This is a genomic window from Azohydromonas lata NBRC 102462 (genome assembly GCF_001571085.1).
Taxonomy (GTDB): Bacteria; Pseudomonadota; Gammaproteobacteria; order Burkholderiales; family Burkholderiaceae_C; genus Azohydromonas; species Azohydromonas lata.
Window position 1 is genome coordinate 1 of record NZ_BCTC01000087.1, and the last position, 18,755, is coordinate 18,755.

Sequence of the window (18,755 nt, forward strand, 5' to 3'; positions counted from 1 at the left end):
AATGGCGAACATGAAGCCGAAGGCGCCAGCGAGGAACACCACTAGCCCCACCATGGGCGACATCGCGCTGCTCAGGCCAGTGGCAATGCCCAGCCAGGCACCGGCCACCGTCGGCACCATGGACAGCGCGAGCAGCCAGTAGGTGTTGCGCAGCACGCGGTTGCGCTGCGAGGTAGGCAGCGCATAGCCGCCGCGGCCGGGGTCGAAGGTCTGGATGGTCATGGTTTTGTCCCAGTTGGAATTTGGCTCGTTGAATCTACCGCCAGCCATACTTCGAGACAATGCGCGAATTACGATGCATGACTTCGCAAAAAACGCATCATTTCCCGGCCATGCTCAACTTCAAGCACCTGCACTACTTCTGGGCTGCGGCCAAGGCCGGCGGGGTCGTCCGCGCCGGTGAGCAGCTGCACACCACCCCACAGACCTTGTCCGCGCAGATCAAGCAGCTGGAGGAACGGCTGGGATGCGCGCTGTTTCGCAAGCAGGGCCGAGGGGTCGAGCTCACCGATGAGGGGCGTGTGGCGTTGGGCTACGCGGACCAGGTGTTTTCGCTGTCGGAGGAGCTTGAAACCGTGATCGGCCGCGCCAGCGATGGCCCCCGCGTCATGAGCTTTCGGGTGGGGGTGGCCGACTCTGTGCCCAAGGCCATCGCCTACCGCCTGATCGAGCCCGCGCTGGACGCCGCGGCGCAGGTGCGGCTGTTCTGCCACGAGGGCAAGTTTCAGGACCTCCTGGCGCAGCTGGCGGTGCATCGGCTCGACCTCGTGATCGCCGACGAGCCCATGGGCCGCCAACTCAGCGTGCGGGCCTTCAACCATGCGCTGGGCACCACGGCCATGAGCTTTTTCGCCACACCGTCGCTGCAGCGCCGGCTCAAGGGCGACTTTCCGCAGTGCCTGGATGGGGCGCCGGTATTGCTGCAGGGGCCGGCCTCGGCCATGAGGCGCCGGCTCGATATGTGGCTGTCCGAGCACCAACTGCGCCCGTGCACAATTGCGGAGTTCGACGATGCCGCGCTCATGAAAGCCTTTGGCGGCGAGGGGCGCGGCGTGTTCATGACGCCGACGGTGCTGGAAGCCGAAACGCAGGCGCAGTACGGCGTGCGCACCATCGGCCGCACCGAGCAGTTGGTGGAGGAGTACTACGCCATCTCGGCCGAGCGCCGCATCACGCATCCCTGCGTGGCAGCCATCACCAGCGCTGCCCGGGACAAAGTCTTTCGCGGGTGAGGATCGGCCCAGCGAATCTTGTTGCCAGGCTGCTCACCCTCGCATGCCTTGCGGGCGTGCGCCAGGCAGGTCTGTAGCTGTCCTGGCGCGCAACTGAAGATCAGGCGGGGACGCTGAGCTTGACCTGGTAGCCCGCCTGGTTCTTGGGGTGGTCCGGCTTGATGAAGACCGACCGGTCGCTCTTGAGCATGATCACCTCGAAGAACGGCTGGAAGCGCGCCTCGGACACACCGAAGGCCTGCAGGAACTTGCCGAAGATGGCCTGTTCTTCCGGCTCGGGCTGGCCGTCCGACAGAGAGGAATCGATCAGGTTCACCAGGATGCACATCTTCTGCGCATCGCTGAGCAGCGGCGTGGATTCCTTGAGGAAATCGTCAATCGAATGCTTGCGGCGGTACTTGAGCGCGTTGTCCAGCAGGGCCTGGTTCTGGGCGCCGACGCCGACGGAGCCGTCGCTATTCTCCTGGCCACCGAGCACGGACAGCAGGTGGCCGATCTCCTCATGATCCATCTCGCCATCGGCGGACATCATGTAGAGCAGGCTCGTGGCAAGCGCCATGTGCGGCGTCATCTTCTCGCCCGAGTCGCTCTTGAACATATCAAAAAGGCCCATCTATTTCTCCTGAGTTGGTTGACCGATGCACCCGCTTGCCGCGGGTGCGCACGGCATTGCTGACGAGCCGCACCATCGCGCGATGCGAAGCGTGTCAGGGTGCCCATGGCGTCTGACGGGTATGGCGAGCCGTACGCAGCTTGCGCAGCCGGCTTGCCTATCAGCGTTGAGACAGGAGTCTGCCGTCTGGAACACTTCGCGACAATGCGCGAATATCGATAGCTGGATTCGAGAAAAGCGCATCGTTGATGCGCTCGACCGGCTGTGAGCTTATGAGCAGCGACGGCCAGGCAAGCCGCGGCGTGCCGCCAATGTGCGCATGCGCCGGTTCGAGGCGCGCAAGCCGGTTTGCGCCTTGCATGGATCGGGACCGCTGCTCGCGCACGGCCTCAACGGTGCGGCCATTGCCTTGCAGCAGTGTCTGCGCATGCCATTCCACGCCACGTGGCGCCGGCGGTCTTCGCACAGCAGCACTTCCACAACCAAAGGGCGCGGGCGGCATAAAAAATCGCTGTCCACTCTTGTCAGGACACCTCATGCAATCCAGCGTCTGGCTCAGTACTTCGTTGGCAAGTCGACGGAATTCGGCTCAATCCTGTCCCGGCGCCAACAGGCATGCGGCGATACGCGCATCCAGGGCCGCCGAAAAGCACGTCATCACCGCTGGGAAACGCGCTTTTTGACCTGCGCCACCAACGACCGTGATGATCTGGAAAGCCCATTAAGCAACATACCTGAAAACCAAATCCCCAAAGATCAGCCCAGGCACTCCTGTACCACTCACCTCCCTTTCCTCTATTCCCTACTAGCTTCCCCTCAACCAGCACGCAGGCAAGTGGCCGGAGCTCTCCTTCTCCCACCTTCAACACGGCCGGAACAGGCAAAGCGAACGAGAGAAACGGGCTCGGCAGGGGTGTCGAGAGGTTGCGGATCGGGTATGTTGCTTTGGTATTAACTCTGGCTTTCCCCGAGCTCGTGAGCCGCGTTTGTCTTCCGCGCCTCAACGCTGCTTGAGGCCTGTGCATCCAGCTCGCGCGCCAAATGCTCCGCGCGCTCGTATCCCTCGAAGTACATCTGATACGGCAGATGCCGGATGAAGTCGCGCGCGTCCGCCGAAGCGCGCAGCACGCGCTCCAACTTCACCCACTGCCCAGAGCGCGCCAAGCGCCACGCGGCCAACTGCGGATCTGCCACCGGTGTCGAACTCGCAGGGATTGCATCGATGCCTACAGGCTATGCCGGGTTGGGTTTCCACATGCCCGCCGGGGAGCTTCGCGCCAGCGAGATCGCAAGGCGTGCTCGCCGGCTCGAAGTCCGGCACCGCGATCAGGGCCCCTCGCCCCGCACTACGGCAGCGCGTGCTCGATCGGCCCAGCGCTTTCGCAACAGCAGCGGCAGGACGACCAAGCCGCTGGCCAGCAGCGGCCAGTCCTGCGGCACGCCGAGCAGGAACGCCGCGCTGCCACCCACCAGGCTCCACGCCAGCGGCACGGTCACCACCGACCAAGGCGGTGCCGGCCGCGCCAGCAGCATCAGCCCCCAGGTGAAGAGCGTCAGCGGGCACGGCGTGATGCCGAACATCGGCATGGCGGGATAGCGCATGCCCGCCGCCAGCCCCAGCATCGGGTACGCCATTAGCGCGTAGGCGATGAGCAGCCATCCCAGGGCGGCAGCAAGCCCGGCCGCCGCGGCAAAGCTCAAGCGACCACGCACGGCCGCCACGGCCAGCAGCACCCCCTCGGCAACGAACAGCGCGCCGAAGACCCAGGCCGCCTGGTTGATGGCGGTGAAGTAGAGCCAGTGGTAGGCCACGCCGGTCCACAGCCACATCGCTGCCAAACCCAGGCCGATCCAGCGGCCCGCGTGCCGCGCGGTGGGACGGACCACCAGCCACAACAGCGCCGCGCCCAGCGCGTAGGCGCCCATTTGTACCGGCCACACCGCCCGGTTGTAGGTGTCGAAGACGGCGACGAACTGGGCGTGGGTAAAGGGCAGCAGCATGGCGCGCGGGTGCCAAGCGAAGGCACCACGCTACCGGCGGTGCCGGCGGCGTGGTTGATGCGCCTCAACGGTACCCACATGCTATGAGTCTGATGGCAGCGGTGACCTGTTGACCACATCGTCGCTCCACCAGCACCCGCACGAAGGGCTGGTGCCGCGGTGAACGGCGAACAGCGGCTTCGGCATGCACGGCCAGATCGAGACCGGCCATCCGGCCGATGAACATGACCGTGGCCATGCAGCGACTTCTGTCGCCGCGGCATCCTGCTGCAGCACGACCTGCACAGAGATCCACAGGGTGCGGCGTTCAGACACGGTCCACGGCGCGAGGACACTCCAGCACGGCGACCAAGCGCACCAATTTGCCTCTCCACGGCGGCGCGGCCGAAAACTGGGGTTTCCCAAGTACCTACTGCACAACGATTTTTCTGGACAAAGCGCACCAGCTTCCCACGGAAGGACACGACGCCTGAAGAGATGCATCCGTTTCTGCGTGCCGCGTGTTGAAGGCGAAATGCATCTGTTTCTGCGTGTCCAGCACGGCCGGCACGCGCAGCAGCCACGCCACCGGGCCCGACCGGCAAAGGCTGTGAATGCATCTGTTTCTGCGTGCGCAACGGCCAGTGCATGGGCGCAGAACGGCGCACGGCCACCAGGTGCTCGCCCTTCCTTGGCATGCCCATCACCGGCGACGCCATCGTGACCGCCCCGTGCACGCCTGGCAGACCACCGTCTTCGCCGCCCTGGTCCACAAGGCGCCGGCGCACATCACGCACCGACTGTCGGCACCGCAGGCCCAAAAGCTGGCTCAGCAGCCGCTTCGAGATCCGCCCCGGGCATGCACGGCCGGAATGGGCGTGCACGACTTCCTGTGCGGCGTGGCCAGCCATAGAGCCCTGGCGCGCATCGACAAGAAGACGTTCGTCGTCATGGCCGCCGACGCAGGTGCGGCCGTCGGGTTCGCCGCCGATTCAGCGCGGCCTGGAGGGGCGGCGGTGCGCTGGTGCCAAGGGACGGCCAGTTGTCCTGCCGTGGACGACAAATGCATCTGTTTCTGCGTGCTTGCCAGTCCAATACGCGAGCCGATGCCGCCCATGCCCTTCCTGAACTCCAGATCCATGCCGGTTCTGACCCGGTATCTCAACAGGTTGCAGTTGTGGAACTCTGTCGGCGCGGAGCCGCGAATGCATCCGTTTCTGCGTGCTGGTTGCTGGCAGGCCGCACCTATGCGTCAATGCCCGGCGGCAATGAGTGTTGAGAGCGCTGCGGTTTTCATCTGACTGCGGTTGCACCAAATGCATCCGTTTCTGCGTGCGCTTGTGGTTCTGCTCCCAGGCGTGCCCCTCTGAGGCCCTGTGCCGTCAGCTTGGACTTTGTCGATCTACTTGGCTTGTCCAATCTGCGTGGTCGCACGGCCTGGAACGGTGGGCAGCGCAGCTGTCCACGGTTTCAGGTCGCCTTGGTACAAGAGCTAGAGATATAGAACTCCAATACCAATACAAGAAGCCGCTAAGTCATTGGTGCGACTGAGAAAATGCAATGCTTGTGCATCCGTTTCTGCGTACGAATGCATCCGTTTCTGCGTGGAATGCATCTGTTTCTGCGTGCGAGCGCATCCGTTTCTGCGTCGCAATGCATCCGTTTCTGCGTGGACAACTTCGTGGGTCCCCAGCCTTGTCCACAAGTCGGGCAGCTCAGGTGAGAAGTAAGAATCACTGCTCACCTGAACATGGTTGTCGCCAGATTGCTACAAGGACGCGCGCCGGGAGAAATGCATCCGTTTCTGCGTGGACAAGCATCCAGGGGGTAAGGAAACTAGCGGGCTTCGACAGGGAAAAACACGAGAGCGTTCTATGGCAGACGAAAAGGCAACCCGCGACGCTGCGCCGCAGCGGCAGTTGTCGCTCGTCATCAAGAACGGCCGCCGCACGCCCGAGGAAGTTGCTGACCAACGGCTGAGCACCTTCGAGCGCCTGCACCTGGAGAACGAGGCTCGCCTTGAGGCGCTGGGCAATGGCACAGACACGCGAGGCTTCATCACGCGCACTCTGGTGCAGACCACGTTGCCGTACCGCGAGCCGAAGGTCGAGGAACATCCCAACGGCTTTGCCCGACGCTTCCAGAGCTTTTCGCTGATCATCCAGGCCGGCTCGTACACGAAGACCGTCGAGAAGGTCAAAGGCGGCAGGACCGTGCTGGAGACGGAAACCCGGTCCTACGGTTTTCCGTACGGCTCCACGCCGCGGCTCATCGTGGCTTGGCTCTGCAGCGAGGCCATGCGCCAGCAAAGCCGCATCATCACGCTGACAGACAGCCAGGCGAGCTTCATGCGCGCTATCGGCATGAAGAACAGCACCGGCGGCGTGCGCGGCACCAACACGCTGCTTAAGGACGCCATGCAGCGGCTGTTCACGGCCCGCATCATCACCACGTCGGACCGGGACGCGCAGAAGTGGCGCAACGGGCAGTTCACCATTGCCGACGACGTCGAGCTCGACGATGCCATTCCCTGGTGGGCTGAGGACGCCTCGACCGACCGCGCACCGGCATGGTCATCCCAGATCAACCTGTCCGAGAAGTTCTATCGCGACATCGTGCGCAGCGCAGTGCCGGTGGACTTGCATGTCCTTAAGGCGCTGCACAAGTCGCCCATGGCCATGGACATCTACTCGTTCATGACTTGGGTGAACGCGTTCATCGAGAAGCCGATGGAGCTCTCCTGGGAAGGCATGGCGGCGCAGTTCGGCACCTCGGCGCAGGCCACCCGCTCCTTCAAGCAGAAGTGGCTGGAAGCCTTGGCCAAGGTGCAAGTGTTCTATCAGCCGCAGGTGCAGGTTGAGCGGACCAAGCTCATCATCCTGCCGTCTGCACCAGACGTCCCGAAGCTGCAGCGCAAGGGCTGAAGAGCTGTCGCCTGGCCGACACGTCTCGGTCTCGGCATGGGACTCGGGACGAACGCAGAAACAGATGCATTCATGGTCTGCACTGCGGGAATGCAGCGGTTGGGTGGCCTCACCGCCGTGCCAGGCACGCAGAAACGGATGCATTTCTTCCGTCAGTACGGCGAACCCATCCAGCCAACGGTTCTTCAGTCGTGGCGGTGCATCATTACGGGATGTATCGCCCTGATGAAGACACACCCAAAGGCTGGGTCAAGCCGGTTGCCAAGCCTACCCGTGAATCGCTGAAGGCTCGTGTAGCCGAGCTGCGCGCACAACTGGCCGAAGCCGAAACACAGCTGCGTGAAATCGAGGAAGGCGAGCGCCTGGAAGCGTTGGTAAGGATTCGGAACCTCATGCGCGGCTTCGAGTTAACACTGGCAGATCTGGGACTTGCGCCGATGCCAAAGCGCCGCGGACGGCCTCGCAAGGCAGCGCCCTGATTCCATGCGCGCCCACCACCATCGTGCCCGCCAACCCCTTGACGCCGTAGTTGCCCGCTACCGGCCGGTCTGGGACGCGATGGAAGAAGCCGCGCGCCGCGATGCCAGCCTCTGATCACCGCACGTATTCGCATCTTCTGCTGCGGCCGGTGGTTAAAGTGATGTTGTCCTAATTTAGAGAAAATGGGCATAACGCATTACACCGTCACTGGTAGATGGCCTTTCCCTAAAGAATTGATGATCCAGGATAGGGCCTTTCCGGCATCGCTGGCTGATCGGAATACTATCAATTTGATTGGAAGCGATCAAATTTCTGAGGAAGACAAAGAACGAAAGTTCAGCATTGCACTGGTGTCCCGCCGTCCTCGGAAATTGCTTGAAGAAGGTGCTGACTACTGGAAGTCGAGAGGATGGAATTCCAACTTGCTTGACTTCCAGCATTATTTTCCAGAACCGTTCCCGTTGCCTTCGAATGCTGCAAACGGGCAGCATGCAGTCAAAAGAATTTTGCCTGTCGATGATGACAATGTTGCTGGAGCCTTGATTAATATTTCGATGAGATATATTGATGCCTGTGCTTTTATCGGCCTCATGGCTGGCCTGATGACAAACGAGATGGACCGCAATGAGGCAAAGAAAATAATAGACGTCTGCGCAAAATCATTTCAGGGTGCAATAGAATTTTTTGAGGTCGATGGTGGCGGTTGGATTTCTAAATGGTGCAATACGAAAGAGCCAAAATAACCTGCATAATCTACGTTATATAAAAATTTCACCGAATTGATGCAGCAGTAGCTTCAGCAGATTAAATTGGCATTAACAAGCATTTGCCCACCATGAGCTGACCACCATGGCCGCGCCTCTTTCCATCCTTCGTACCCGCCGTACGGGCGCCTACATCGCCCTGGCGCGCGGCTGGGAGCAAGGACTGGAGCTGCGCACGCTGGCTGACCTCGATCGCCATTGACACCGATTTGGCCGATACATGGCGGTTCGCGCCGGCACATGATCGGCGAGGTGTAGTTGTCAAGGACCGGCGTTTGGGCTCACGAGGGACGATTGTGGCCCCATGGACGGCGCAGGAATCCCGGGTGCACGTATAGGGCGTAAGCGACTGCCGGCAGCAGCTGCAACGCCACCGAAGGGTGCCGCAGCGGCCGGCACCGTGGCGACGGAGCCCAGCTTGTCCACCTGGGCTGCGAAGCAACCCTGGTGGGTCTCGGAGCCAGCGTCTTCGTTCTCAGTGGCATCGGTGAAAGGTGCCGCCGCAACCTATTGACGAGCGCTCGACATCAAGCAGCCCTCCACGCAAATTGCGCTGGTAGGTACCGCTGAGTCGCCTCGCGGCGGCGCTCACGACGAGCTTGGTTGCAGCATTCTTGGTCGTAGTACTGCTGTCCGCGGTCGCACTGGCGGCACAGCAGCACCTGCGCCTGGCAGCGGGCACGGAGGAAGAACCGGGCAGAGCTGGACGTGGGCGGCATGGCAGCGTTCGTAGCGGGCCGCAGGTCGCGCGCGCTGTAAACGATCACGGGCTGCACGCCCCCAGCTTGAACACTTGGTTCCGCTCCCATTGCCGTCTCGCGGAGAAGCAATGGGAGCGGGCTCCTTCAGAGCTCGCCGTTCAAAAGCGCGTCGTGACTGCCATAAAAGCGCGCTTTCTGACCGCCGCCAACACTCGCGGCCGCGGAACTGACGCCGATCTCGCCGCTGGCCGCGTGGTTCGCGCCGGCAACCCAATAAGGCCTTGGCCCCACCAACAAATCCCAGAAATCGTGATCCGAAGCACACACACCGAGCGCCACTGAGTGCTCGGTTAAGCAGCAATACGCCCAAGTAGTTGCAAAATGTAGTGATGAGAAGAAAACTAAACCTTCTGCGCTCGGATGCATATGCGTTTCACATTGCTACGCTCTACTTGTCTGAGATGCTGATCGGCTACCTTGATGGCCGCGAGCACCATAAATGGATCGGAAGCGAGCAAGGCAAGATCCCAGAATGGGACGATTTCGTTATTGAGTGTCATGACGGCTCATTCAGGCATGCCCAAGTAAAGAGGCAGACGACTGATTTTTGTATTAATAAAACTATTCGAGTAATAAAAAAAGGAGGCTCGGAACTCCAGGAACTGTCAGAACTCGATAAAAGTATAAGTAAGCTTGCGGTCGTTTTCACCAATGGACAGTTGTCGACGTCACCAAAACGTTCTTTTTTTATTGAGGTTCCTCATCCGACACAGATAAAGCAAGACCTGCCGCTTCGCGTCTTCAGTGACTTTTGTTCAGAGTGCCGAAAAATGGGTGTTTCAGCAAAATCTCTAGAGGAAAGAGCGCTAAGTGACACTAACTATCAACGAATATATAGCTGGTTAACTACTTGGTGTGGGTTTGCCGATTGGCAGCATATTCTCTTCGCGGCGCAAAGAATTCATATTCGTTATCGAGGAACGGAAGAGGATGTAACTGAGGTTATCCATAAAGACCTGTCGAAAGCATTCAACAATCCAGAAGAAGTAGCGAGACTGATTAGGTCGTACTTGCAAGACAATGCCACGGACGTGGGCGCAACCGAACCTAGGTTGATTGCGCCATTAATCGACCGCTATATTAAGCCTGACTTCCCTAAGTGGACGACATTCTGGTACAGCGATTCAGATATCTCATGGCATATATCAGGCACCGCATGTGGACACGAGACCGAAGCGGCTGAACCTACCAAAAGCATAGTCGAAAATTTCTGGCGTCCTACGTCTCGAAATATGTTAAAGCTAATGACAAATGCCAACTTTCCGGTAGATGATCTTTCCTGTGACTCAGTTGAAGGCGCCTTAGTGAGACTTGCTCTCCATGCCTCTAGGTCAACCGCGATATCTTTTGTGGGCCATGAAGGATGGCGCGTTGGCATTTCGAAGGCTTTAGCAAATACTTTAGGTGCCGAAAAAAACGATGTTGGCGACATTCAGTGGACAAAAATTGATTCTTTGCCGCAAAACCAGTCATGTAGATCACTGGGAGACGACGCGCAAATCAGAAATGAAGCTCTATGTATGTCGGCATCTATGGATTTATTTACTTGGAGTATCGTAAGGGCAAAGGTCACGGAATTGATCCGTGAGCTTCCATCTGACGGCGATTTGCGACCGGCTGTCACGCAGCTATGGCAGCATTGGCAGAAAACATTAGACAGCGACCCCGCTGAGCATTCGAAATTGCTACTGGAGATAGTGCATCCAGCATGCGAAGGTGAAGACGTTTATATTCAAGGTCGAGTTGGTCCACGAACTGCTGATCTTCTCGCGTGCGCTGTCTGGTTAGCGCTTGTCATTGCCGCTGCCCACGGAGATTTAAACTCAACATGGAATGATATTGGGCAAGGCAACACTTTAAAAACAATCGGTTTACGTTACTGGGGTGGCCCTGCAGGAAGTAAGCGAAAAGCAAGAGAATTGATTGATGAAGATAGTGAGGATACTGTACTTGAAATTCTGAGCAAAGAATCCGCCTCGTTTTTGGCATTTTCTCAGGTCAGGACGTCAGCGGCATATATCCTGAAAAGCTCGCTAGCAGACGATGCACTTGATCAAGATAGCCTTGCCGCTCCCAAAAGGCCAAAAGCACTTATCACCAACTCCAGAGATCTTTCAGAAAAAATCAGACAAGGCTTAATAATGCCATTAAAGGCGTATTTGGCCTCCCATACAAAACATTTGCAAACACGAAGCAAAAACATAGAACAAACGAGTCGCCTACAAGATGAACACCCAGGAACTTCTGACCGCAATAAAATCCCGCACAGCAACGAGGTTTGAAATTTACATTGAAGAAAGTTGGAATGTAAACATTCAAACCTATCCCTTTTTAAATGACACATTGGCTCTTAGACTGCGTCGCTGCGGATCTAAATCAGGGTGGAGGACGATTTTGGCAGCATCGATCGAATCTTCCAGCAGCTTAAAGCAGGCGTTAATGTGGGCTAGCGAGGTCAGGGACCGCATGGTAGAGCCAGAAACTGCCGATCTATACCTGATTCTTGTCGGCACTGGCCTTAGTAAAGGAGAGGCCACAAGGTTAGAAGCAGATGAATTGTTTTGCAAAAAATATGCATACAGGCACGGTGAAACAGTCACAGATTTGCTTGATAGATGTTTCTTGGCCGAAATGCCCGAAGAGGGAAGAATTGATGTCACAAACGATCCACTAACAGCTGCATTTCGTGCTGCAGCCGAAAAGTACCCTGAGTTAACGCCATCAGTACAACAAGACTGGCGCAATGCCTTCCTCGAGGGACTCGCGGGAACCGATTTAGTCGAAAAATTGATGAACATCCCTTTTGAGGGCTCGACCGAAAAATGATTAAACTTAACTCGCTGACACTAAGCAACTTCCGAAGTTTTAAGAACGAAACGGTCATTGAATTCAGTCCTGGCGCCACAATTTTGCTGGCGCCAAATGGAACTGGCAAAACGTCAATTTTTGAAGCGATTGAGTTGGCTTTAACGAGCAATGTACAACGCCTTGCTAGTTCCGAAATGACAGCATTGCTTCATGAGGGCGCATATCAAGGAGCGATATCCGTTGATTACGGCACATGGAAGCGTGAAATAATCATAAACCGGGACTCATTGCGCGAGGCAGAGCCTGGTCAGCTCGCCGATTTATTCGGGGGCGTTGATTTGAAAGATGTACCTTACCTGCTGCGACTAACTCATCTACTAGACCAGCGCGAGCGGCAATGGTTTGTTTCTCACACAAAATCGGAAGATGCCGGAAAGAACCTTTCCAAACTTCCCATTGGAAAAGATGCGACTCACGTAAGCTCTGTCATCCAAGGCGTGAAGAGCGGCATTACACGAGAGCTTAATAATTTACAAAAAGATTTGGAGCGCGAAAGGGATGTGTTCAAAAACTGGGCGCGCGCATTGGAAGAGCGTAACAGAGCTAAACAATCTGTGGCCGCCAATCTCGAGCCCCTTGACCATATCAGTGGCGAGCTTTCGGTGCTTCTAACGATTGAGGAAAAAGAGCCAGCCACTTTAAATGCGCTAGAGTGGAAGTGTGCCGCCGCATTTAATTCAATCAAGCAAGAACAAGAAGCCATTAAGCAGCACATTGACATAGTGTCTGCATTAAAACTAATTCCCGACGACTATGCAAATGAGAAACTAGGTCTGCAGATCGCTAAAACGCAGAAAGATATAGACGACCAGAAGCTATTGGACGCAAGAGCTGCTGAAGCCAGAATCAGAACGGCGCTAGATGTTGTTGACAATACAAGAGAGCGACTAAAGAGGAGGAGCGCGTCTGCCAGTAATAACCTGAAGGAGAGTAACGATGCAAGGTTGCTCTCAGCTGAGCTATTCCTGCTGGGTGAATCTGCATCTGCGACAAAAAAGTCAATTGAGCAGCAAGAAGCGATAGCGGCTAATTGTAGAGAGGCATTATCAAGGGCAAAAGCAACGCAAGCGATCCACGAAGAAATCAACACCTTGGTAATGCAGGCGCGAAAGAAAAGGCTCGAACTGAACGTAGCTAAAACTGCGCTGACGAATTGGAATAACGATGCTGTCGCACTACAGCAAATTAACGTCAAGTTAAATGAAGTTGCCGAGCATAAAGCAAGCTTGGAATCAGTGCTCGCCTTGACAAGGGAGCGTGTTACCAATGTAGCTGCAGAGGCAAAATCTGCACATGAGGCAGTGCAATTGCTAAACCGGACTCTTGGGCAAGTCCGTTCAGCGGTTCTTCTCATAATAGAAAATCTTCCTAAAGATCAAGATGTCTGCCCCGTCTGCGGCACGAATCACCCGGCAGGCGAATTGCATAATAGAATTGCGCATATATTAAACCAAGAAAATCCAAACTTGAATGCGCTTTTGGTACTGAGTAAGGAGAAATCCGAACGTTTGCGTGAAGTGGAATTGATTTTTGAAAGTGTTAAGGGTGATTACAAGCGCGCTCTAGATACGTTAAGCATGTTGGAGTCTGAGCGAGAACTATACATTCGCAACATTGACGAACTGCGCCAACATCCGATGCTGTTAGGCATCGAGCATGGCGAGGCTGAGGCATTTCTTGCAAAAATTGAGTACGATTTAAATAAGACTGAAGAGGGCATTGGCTTGCGTCGGATGCAAGCTCCACCCGAAGTTATGACTGGAGAAATCGCTACGATAGAAGAGAAAATCCGAGTCGCCAGCGAAGCAAGTCAATCTTTGAAGCAGCAGTTGGCTAAACTTAGTCAGTCAGCCAATTCCAAAGAAAGTGCGCTAGACGCAATACTGCGTTTTGGACCGATTCAGGACATTAAATCTCTCAATGAAAACTTGAGAGAATTTGAAGCACTGCATCATGAGGCTGATATGGAGGCAAATCGTTTGATCGCATTGCTACAGCATGCCGAAAATGACGTTTTGCGTGCCCAGTTAGCAGTAAAAGCGACACAAGATTCAATTAATGAAATTTCAAAAAAGGTCAAAGATCTTACTATGCGTTGGGAGCGGGCTTCCTTCGATGGCGAGCCAAATTCTGCAACATTGATGGAGTTAACGGCAAGCCTTGTGAAACAACACGCCCGCGTAGGAGAAAAGTTAGAAAAAATAGAAAAAATTAAGAGCAAGCTATTGCAATGGCGGGCTGCAGAAGACTTGCGACGCGCGCAAGAGACAATAGAAACCCTATTGAAAGGCAAATCAGAGACTGAGTTTTCCAACTTTCTATCAATGAATATGCGTGGATCTGAATCAGCATTGGAAGTTTTAAGGCGGAAGCGAGATGCCTTGGAATTATTTTCAATGCAGCTAACCAAAGAAATCGCAAACGTGCAGCAAAATGTGAGTAGCATCATGCCATATTGGCAGTCATTATTGAGGAGAATATTGAGGGACAGTAGGTTCTCGCTTACAAACTTAGAGTTTTTCAGCAAGCACAATAAGTCGCATGCCCTGATTACGGTCCCGTTGGCTGATGGTTTCGTCCCGGCGGCAGACATTGCAAGTGAAGCGCAGTTAACGGATATCCAGCTATCATTCTTATTATCAATGGCACTGAAACACAAATGGTCAAACTGGAAAGCTCTTTTGCTTGATGACCCAACGCAACATCATGATCTCGGGCATGCAGCGTCGGTTTTCGATGTGCTAAGAGAATATATTTCTGAGCATGGATTTCAAGTTGTGATAGCCACTCATGATGCCTTGCAAGCGAGATTTTTTATGCGAAAATTGAGGAATGATGGGGTACCTGTGCGGCTTCTGGCTCTACGACCTGATGTGTCGGGTATAAGAGTTGAAAAGCTTGGCGCATTCGAGTCTGGTGTATAGTAAAGATACGGAATATTTTTATTGCACTAGGTTCGGCGACGCATTTCTTTGTTGATTATGAAGAAATGGGTCGCCTACAAAATTAATGATTTGCTTGGTTCGACATAACGCCGTATGTCAAATATAAAGCGCGGCTTTTGTCAAACTTAATGAAAAAGAACGCCTACCGCCTCAGTTTCACGCGCAGGCGTCTCTGACTCCTGACGCGACAAATCAATGACTTGGACACCAGCAACTTGTTCCCACCTCTCCAAGGCTTCGGCAAGCACGGCATCAAGCTTTTCGTTTGCCACAAGTGCATGGCAAGTACTGGAGAGCTCGATTCGAGCAGAATGGGTTTCACCCTCCGGGGTTATAAAGAAAACAGTCAACTTCCTGTAAACGCTCACCAGCTTGCTTTCATGGCTTATTTCGCTGGAGAGCCTATTAGCAAATATTTGGAACTTGCCGACTTGACACGCCACGCGCCGGTGGAGTGTGAAGTGCATCACGCGCTGAGCAATGGGCCGGGCCAGCAGCGGCATGCTGATCTCTTCCTGTCCCACGTCGAACCGGGACCGAGCATCTAGATCATCCGCCCGTCGCTGTCCCGTGTAGCAGCATCATCAACCGTGTCTGGTAATTCAGGGGCCGGCGCATGAATGTCAACGTCAGCCGGGCGAGTCACACAGCATGGGCCTTTCAGTCGAAATGGACGCCGCAGGCGGCGAGGCGCGGCCTTGCGCCGTCCACTTCGGCACCCAGCGCGTGATCGTCAATGAGGTTTGCGATCGCTGGCATAGCCGGGATCGCACCTGGTGGAAGGTCGCCACCAACGAGGGTTCCTACATTCTGGTGTGCGAAGACGCGACCGGGGATTGGGATCTCGCCGCCGCCGTGGGCAAAGCGCGTCGGGACGAGGTTTGCCCTGTGCCGCGGCATGGTGCCTCGCATTGAAAACGCGATAGCAGGGGTGGACGGACTCCTTGTGCAAAAAGGTGCGCTTGTGGTTACGTCCAGTTGCTTTCGAGCTATTTAGGGTTATTACTTATTTCTCGGCTCAGACTGAGTTGGCCCCGAAACACCAGCCATGGTCTGAACCAGCTGATGACCGATGGCGGCCCCCACTTTCACCCAGTAGAGTCGGCACCCCACTTCCTGCGCCGAGGCAGCGATGTCCGCATTTGCCGATCGCTTCGTTGGATGCGACTGCCTGCCGGGGCGGCTGAGCGATTTCGACCGGGAGCATTTCTTCTCGCTCACCAAGGCCGACGTCGAGGCTGTGAAGGAGCAGTTCCGGGAGGGGCACCAGCTGGCCGCGGCGTTGATGGTGCTGTTCATGCGTGTGGCCGGTCGTCCGTTGGATGGCTTCACCGTCCTGCCGCGCAACCTGCTGCGCTACGCGGCCGGCGCCCTCGGCGTGGCGGCCCCGTCCATCGCCAGCCTGCGATCCACCTATCGGCGCAAGCAGACCCTTTTCGCTCACCAGCGTTGGGCCAAGGAATACCTCGGCCTCACCGCGCTCGAACCCGCGCAGGAGCAAAACCTCGTGTCGGCGCTGGAGGTACAGGCGCAGGATGCCGCGCACACCGACGATCTGGTGCAGGCGGCCAGGCACTGGCTGTTCACCCGCCGCATCCTGATTCCGTCGAGCCGCCGGCTGCTGGACTGGGCGCGCGATGCCTTCGCAAAAATCGAGACGCAGATCGTGATCTGCGTGGCCGATGCCGTGGGCCGCGCGAAGGCTGCGAAGCTGCTGCTGGCTGTCCACGCTCCGCGGCCCGGCACGGACGTGAGCCGCATCGAATGGCTCAAGACGCCGCCCAGGCGCCACAGTCCCACCACGCTGGCCGAGACGATGGAGAAGGTGCGCTACCTCAAGGGCCTTGGCGTGCACGAATGGGATCTCTCCGGCGTTGTGCTGGCACGGCAACAGGCCTACGCGCGACAGATCCAGGCCCGCCGGCCCTACCGGTCCCGCGACATCAAGCTCGCCGCGCAGCTCGTCGAGGTGGTGTGCTTTCTGCGGGTGACGCTGCTGGAGCTCACCGACGCGGCGCTGCATTTGGCCAGCCGGCGCGCACAGCAGCTTGTGCGCTCGGCGGCCGAGCGTGCCCGCACCCGGCACGCCCAGGAAAGTGCGAGCCAACTGCGGCAGGCCGCCCTGGCCAAGGCGGTGCTGCACGACGGCGCCAAGTCCTGGGAGGAACGCGTGCTGCAGGCGCAGGAGCTGCTGGCTGCGGTCGGCGATGCCGTGCCGGTCAGCTTCGCATCGCGGGTACGCAAGGCTTTGGCCGAGGACTCGACCCGTGTCCATGCCTGTCTCGACGTGCTCTCAAGCCTGGAGTTCCAGGGAGGGTCCAAGGACGCCGGGTTCACACAATGGCAGGCGTGGACAGCGCTGCGTGCCCGTCCTGGCCACAAGGACGGCGGGCGCGACGAGCTGCCGGACGTTGGAGCGGCATGGAGAAGCCTGGTTCACCAGCGGGACCGCAAGGCCGGCTGGCGGGCCTTCGAAGCCAGCACGATGCTGGCACTGCGGCGCAGCCTGCGGCGCGGCTCGGTATGGATCGACCATTCCTTGAGCTTCCAGAGCCGCGAGCAGTTGCTTATCCCGCCACAGCAGTGGGCACTGCAGCAGCGCGAGCATGTGGAGCTGCTGGGCGTGCCGGAATCGTTCGACGCGCTGCTGATGCCGCTGGTGGCCGCCATCCACGCGGGCATGCAGGCCGTGGTGGAAGCTCTGCGCGTGGGCAAGGTGGAGATCGGCACGGATCGCATGCTGCATCTGCCAGCCCTTCTGGCGCTGCCCGACGACGGCGAGCCGGTGCGTACCCGTGAGGCCATCTACCAGCGCATCGGTGACGTCCAGCTGCCTGAGCTGCTTCTTGAGGTGGACGCCGCCACCAACTTCAGCGACGCGCTGCTCGGACACCGGGCAACCTCCTCGCAAGAGCTCCTTGCGGTGTACGGTGCGCTGCTGGCGCACGGCACGGACCTCGATGCCCGAGGCGTGGCGCACATGATTCCCGAGCTGGACGCCGCACAGATCCTGGTGGCCATGCGCGCCATCGAGGGCAGCGGCCGGCTGCGTCGCGCCAACGAACGCGTGGCCGAATTCCAGAGCCGCATCCCACTGGCGGCACTCTGGGGCGAAGGCGACAAGGCGTCGAGCGACATGCTCGCGCTCGATGCGTCACGGCACCTGTGGAATGCGCGCGTCGATCCACGCCGGCGCACCTACGCCGCGGGCATCTACACCCACCTGCGCGACCGCTGGGGCATCGTCTATGACCAGCCCATCGTGCTGGGCGAGCGCCAGGCAGGTGCGGCCATCGAGGGCGTCGAGCAGCACAACCGCGTCGAAGACCGCATCAGGCTGTCATTGGTTGCTTGCGATACCCACGGCTGGACGGACGCCGCCATGGGCATCGCGAAGGTTTTGGGGTTCGACCTGTGTCCGCGCCTGCGCGACCTGGCCGAGCGCAAGCTTTTCCTGCCCAGGCCGTTTCTCATTCCCGACGAATTGGACGCCGTGACGGAACGACGCGTTTCGCTCAAGGCCATCGAGCGCGGCTGGCCGGAGCTGCTGCGCCTGGGCGCGTCCATTCGCAGTGGCCGGGTGTCGGCCGCGCAGGTGATGCAGCGCTTCGGCTCGGCGGCTCGTGGCGATCCCGTGCACCGGGCTGCCGAGCATCTGGGTCGGCTGCTTCGCACGGTGTTCTTGTGTGACTATTTGGCCGTGGCGGACTTCCGGCGCGAGATCCACACGCTGCTCTCGCGCGGTGAATCTGTGCACCAGTTGCAGCGCGCGGTTTACAGCGGCCGGATCGCGCCAGAGCGAGGCCGGCGACCTGACGAACTGCGGGCGATCTCGGGTGCGCACACGCTGCTGACGAATGTGGTCCTCGCCTTCAATACCCATCGCATGAACGACGTGGTCCTCGCGCTGCGCAACAGTGGCATGCGCATCGAGGACGACTGGCTGCGGCGCATCGGGCCAGCGCATTTCGGGCACATCAACTTCCGCGGCACGATGCGTTTTGGCGTCGAACGGTACGTCGAGTCCTTGATCCAGGCACGAGGTGAGCGGTCGCCCAGTCTTCGAACAGGCCATGCCTGAGAAGCCAGCCGTGGATGGACCGGTCTGCGCTCAAGAATGGCGGCGGGCATTTGCAGTTTGTAAGCGCCTTTTTCGCACACTGGGCCCCTTGACCTTGTCACAGGGGG

At 57.9% G+C, this 18,755-nt stretch carries 16 protein-coding genes and 1 pseudogene; 10 read left to right on the top strand and 7 right to left on the bottom strand.

Translation table 11 applies throughout. The features are described 5' to 3' along the window. Positions 1-222: pseudogene (locus tag ALA01S_RS23080) on the bottom strand (BAX inhibitor (BI)-1/YccA family protein); the annotation flags it as partial. A gap of 77 nt (positions 223-299) precedes the next feature. On the opposite strand from ALA01S_RS23080, the gene nhaR reads away from it, so the two are divergent. Then, positions 300-1,232 carry a transcriptional activator NhaR gene (nhaR, locus tag ALA01S_RS23085; protein ID WP_238455913.1) on the top strand — a complete coding sequence of 311 codons (933 nt, stop codon included), beginning with the start codon at positions 300-302 and terminating at the stop codon, positions 1,230-1,232. Positions 1,233-1,332: 100 nt separating this feature from the next. Here nhaR and ALA01S_RS23090 read toward each other — a convergent pair whose 3' ends face one another. The 5 genes from ALA01S_RS23090 to ALA01S_RS33375 all read right to left on the bottom strand — a co-directional run bounded on the left by ALA01S_RS23090 (position 1,333) and on the right by ALA01S_RS33375 (position 4,084). Continuing rightward, positions 1,333-1,845 (bottom strand): tellurite resistance TerB family protein, encoded by a 513-nt coding sequence (locus tag ALA01S_RS23090; RefSeq protein WP_066341511.1) that lies wholly within the window; start codon positions 1,843-1,845, stop codon positions 1,333-1,335. Positions 1,846-2,005: 160 nt separating this feature from the next. Further along, complete coding sequence (locus ALA01S_RS33370) at positions 2,006-2,284, bottom strand: hypothetical protein (RefSeq protein WP_157119210.1); 279 nt, start codon at positions 2,282-2,284, stop codon at positions 2,006-2,008. A 512-nt stretch (positions 2,285-2,796) separates the two neighbouring features. Then, complete coding sequence (locus ALA01S_RS23095; RefSeq protein ID WP_157119211.1) at positions 2,797-2,982, bottom strand: hypothetical protein; 186 nt, start codon at positions 2,980-2,982, stop codon at positions 2,797-2,799. 189 nt (positions 2,983-3,171) lie between these two features. Further along, complete coding sequence (locus ALA01S_RS23100) at positions 3,172-3,846, bottom strand: DUF6064 family protein (RefSeq protein ID WP_238455914.1); 675 nt, start codon at positions 3,844-3,846, stop codon at positions 3,172-3,174. A gap of 64 nt (positions 3,847-3,910) precedes the next feature. Beyond that, positions 3,911-4,084: a hypothetical protein gene (locus ALA01S_RS33375; RefSeq protein WP_157119212.1), complete on the bottom strand. Its 174-nt coding sequence runs from the start codon at positions 4,082-4,084 to the stop codon at positions 3,911-3,913. Positions 4,085-4,439: 355 nt separating this feature from the next. On the opposite strand from ALA01S_RS33375, the gene ALA01S_RS33380 reads away from it, so the two are divergent. The 7 genes from ALA01S_RS33380 (at position 4,440) to ALA01S_RS32130 (ending at position 14,546) form a co-directional block, all read left to right on the top strand. Then, complete coding sequence (locus ALA01S_RS33380) at positions 4,440-5,126, top strand: hypothetical protein (RefSeq protein WP_157119213.1); 687 nt, start codon at positions 4,440-4,442, stop codon at positions 5,124-5,126. Between the two features lie 573 nt (positions 5,127-5,699). Next, positions 5,700-6,749, top strand: coding sequence for a replication protein RepA (locus ALA01S_RS23110; RefSeq protein ID WP_066341517.1), 1,050 nt, complete (start codon positions 5,700-5,702; stop codon positions 6,747-6,749). 212 nt (positions 6,750-6,961) lie between these two features. Then, the gene (locus ALA01S_RS33385; protein WP_157119214.1) at positions 6,962-7,228 is read left to right on the top strand and encodes an H-NS family nucleoid-associated regulatory protein; all 267 of its coding nucleotides are present in this window, start codon (positions 6,962-6,964) and stop codon (positions 7,226-7,228) included. 183 nt (positions 7,229-7,411) lie between these two features. After that, on the top strand, positions 7,412-7,972 hold the full coding sequence (locus tag ALA01S_RS33390; protein ID WP_169805984.1) for a hypothetical protein: 561 nt from the start codon (positions 7,412-7,414) through the stop codon (positions 7,970-7,972). Positions 7,973-9,083: 1,111 nt separating this feature from the next. Continuing rightward, positions 9,084-11,036, top strand: coding sequence for an ABC-three component system protein (locus ALA01S_RS33400; protein WP_169805985.1), 1,953 nt, complete (start codon positions 9,084-9,086; stop codon positions 11,034-11,036). Continuing rightward, positions 10,981-11,580: an ABC-three component system middle component 1 gene (locus ALA01S_RS33405; protein ID WP_157119218.1), complete on the top strand. Its 600-nt coding sequence runs from the start codon at positions 10,981-10,983 to the stop codon at positions 11,578-11,580. Before ALA01S_RS33400 ends, ALA01S_RS33405 begins: the two co-directional genes overlap by 56 nt. After that, positions 11,577-14,546 (top strand): AAA family ATPase, encoded by a 2,970-nt coding sequence (locus ALA01S_RS32130; protein WP_084267849.1) that lies wholly within the window; start codon positions 11,577-11,579, stop codon positions 14,544-14,546. Before ALA01S_RS33405 ends, ALA01S_RS32130 begins: the two co-directional genes overlap by 4 nt. Before the next feature lie 146 nt (positions 14,547-14,692). Here ALA01S_RS32130 and ALA01S_RS33410 read toward each other — a convergent pair whose 3' ends face one another. Next, positions 14,693-15,070: a hypothetical protein gene (locus tag ALA01S_RS33410; RefSeq protein WP_157119219.1), complete on the bottom strand. Its 378-nt coding sequence runs from the start codon at positions 15,068-15,070 to the stop codon at positions 14,693-14,695. Between the two features lie 148 nt (positions 15,071-15,218). Here ALA01S_RS33410 and ALA01S_RS23115 point away from each other — a divergent pair, with 148 nt between their 5' ends. Next, positions 15,219-15,482 (top strand): hypothetical protein, encoded by a 264-nt coding sequence (locus ALA01S_RS23115; protein WP_066341520.1) that lies wholly within the window; start codon positions 15,219-15,221, stop codon positions 15,480-15,482. Between the two features lie 217 nt (positions 15,483-15,699). After that, the gene (locus ALA01S_RS23120; RefSeq protein WP_029001692.1) at positions 15,700-18,648 is read left to right on the top strand and encodes a Tn3 family transposase; all 2,949 of its coding nucleotides are present in this window, start codon (positions 15,700-15,702) and stop codon (positions 18,646-18,648) included. Positions 18,649-18,755 lie beyond the last annotated feature (107 nt).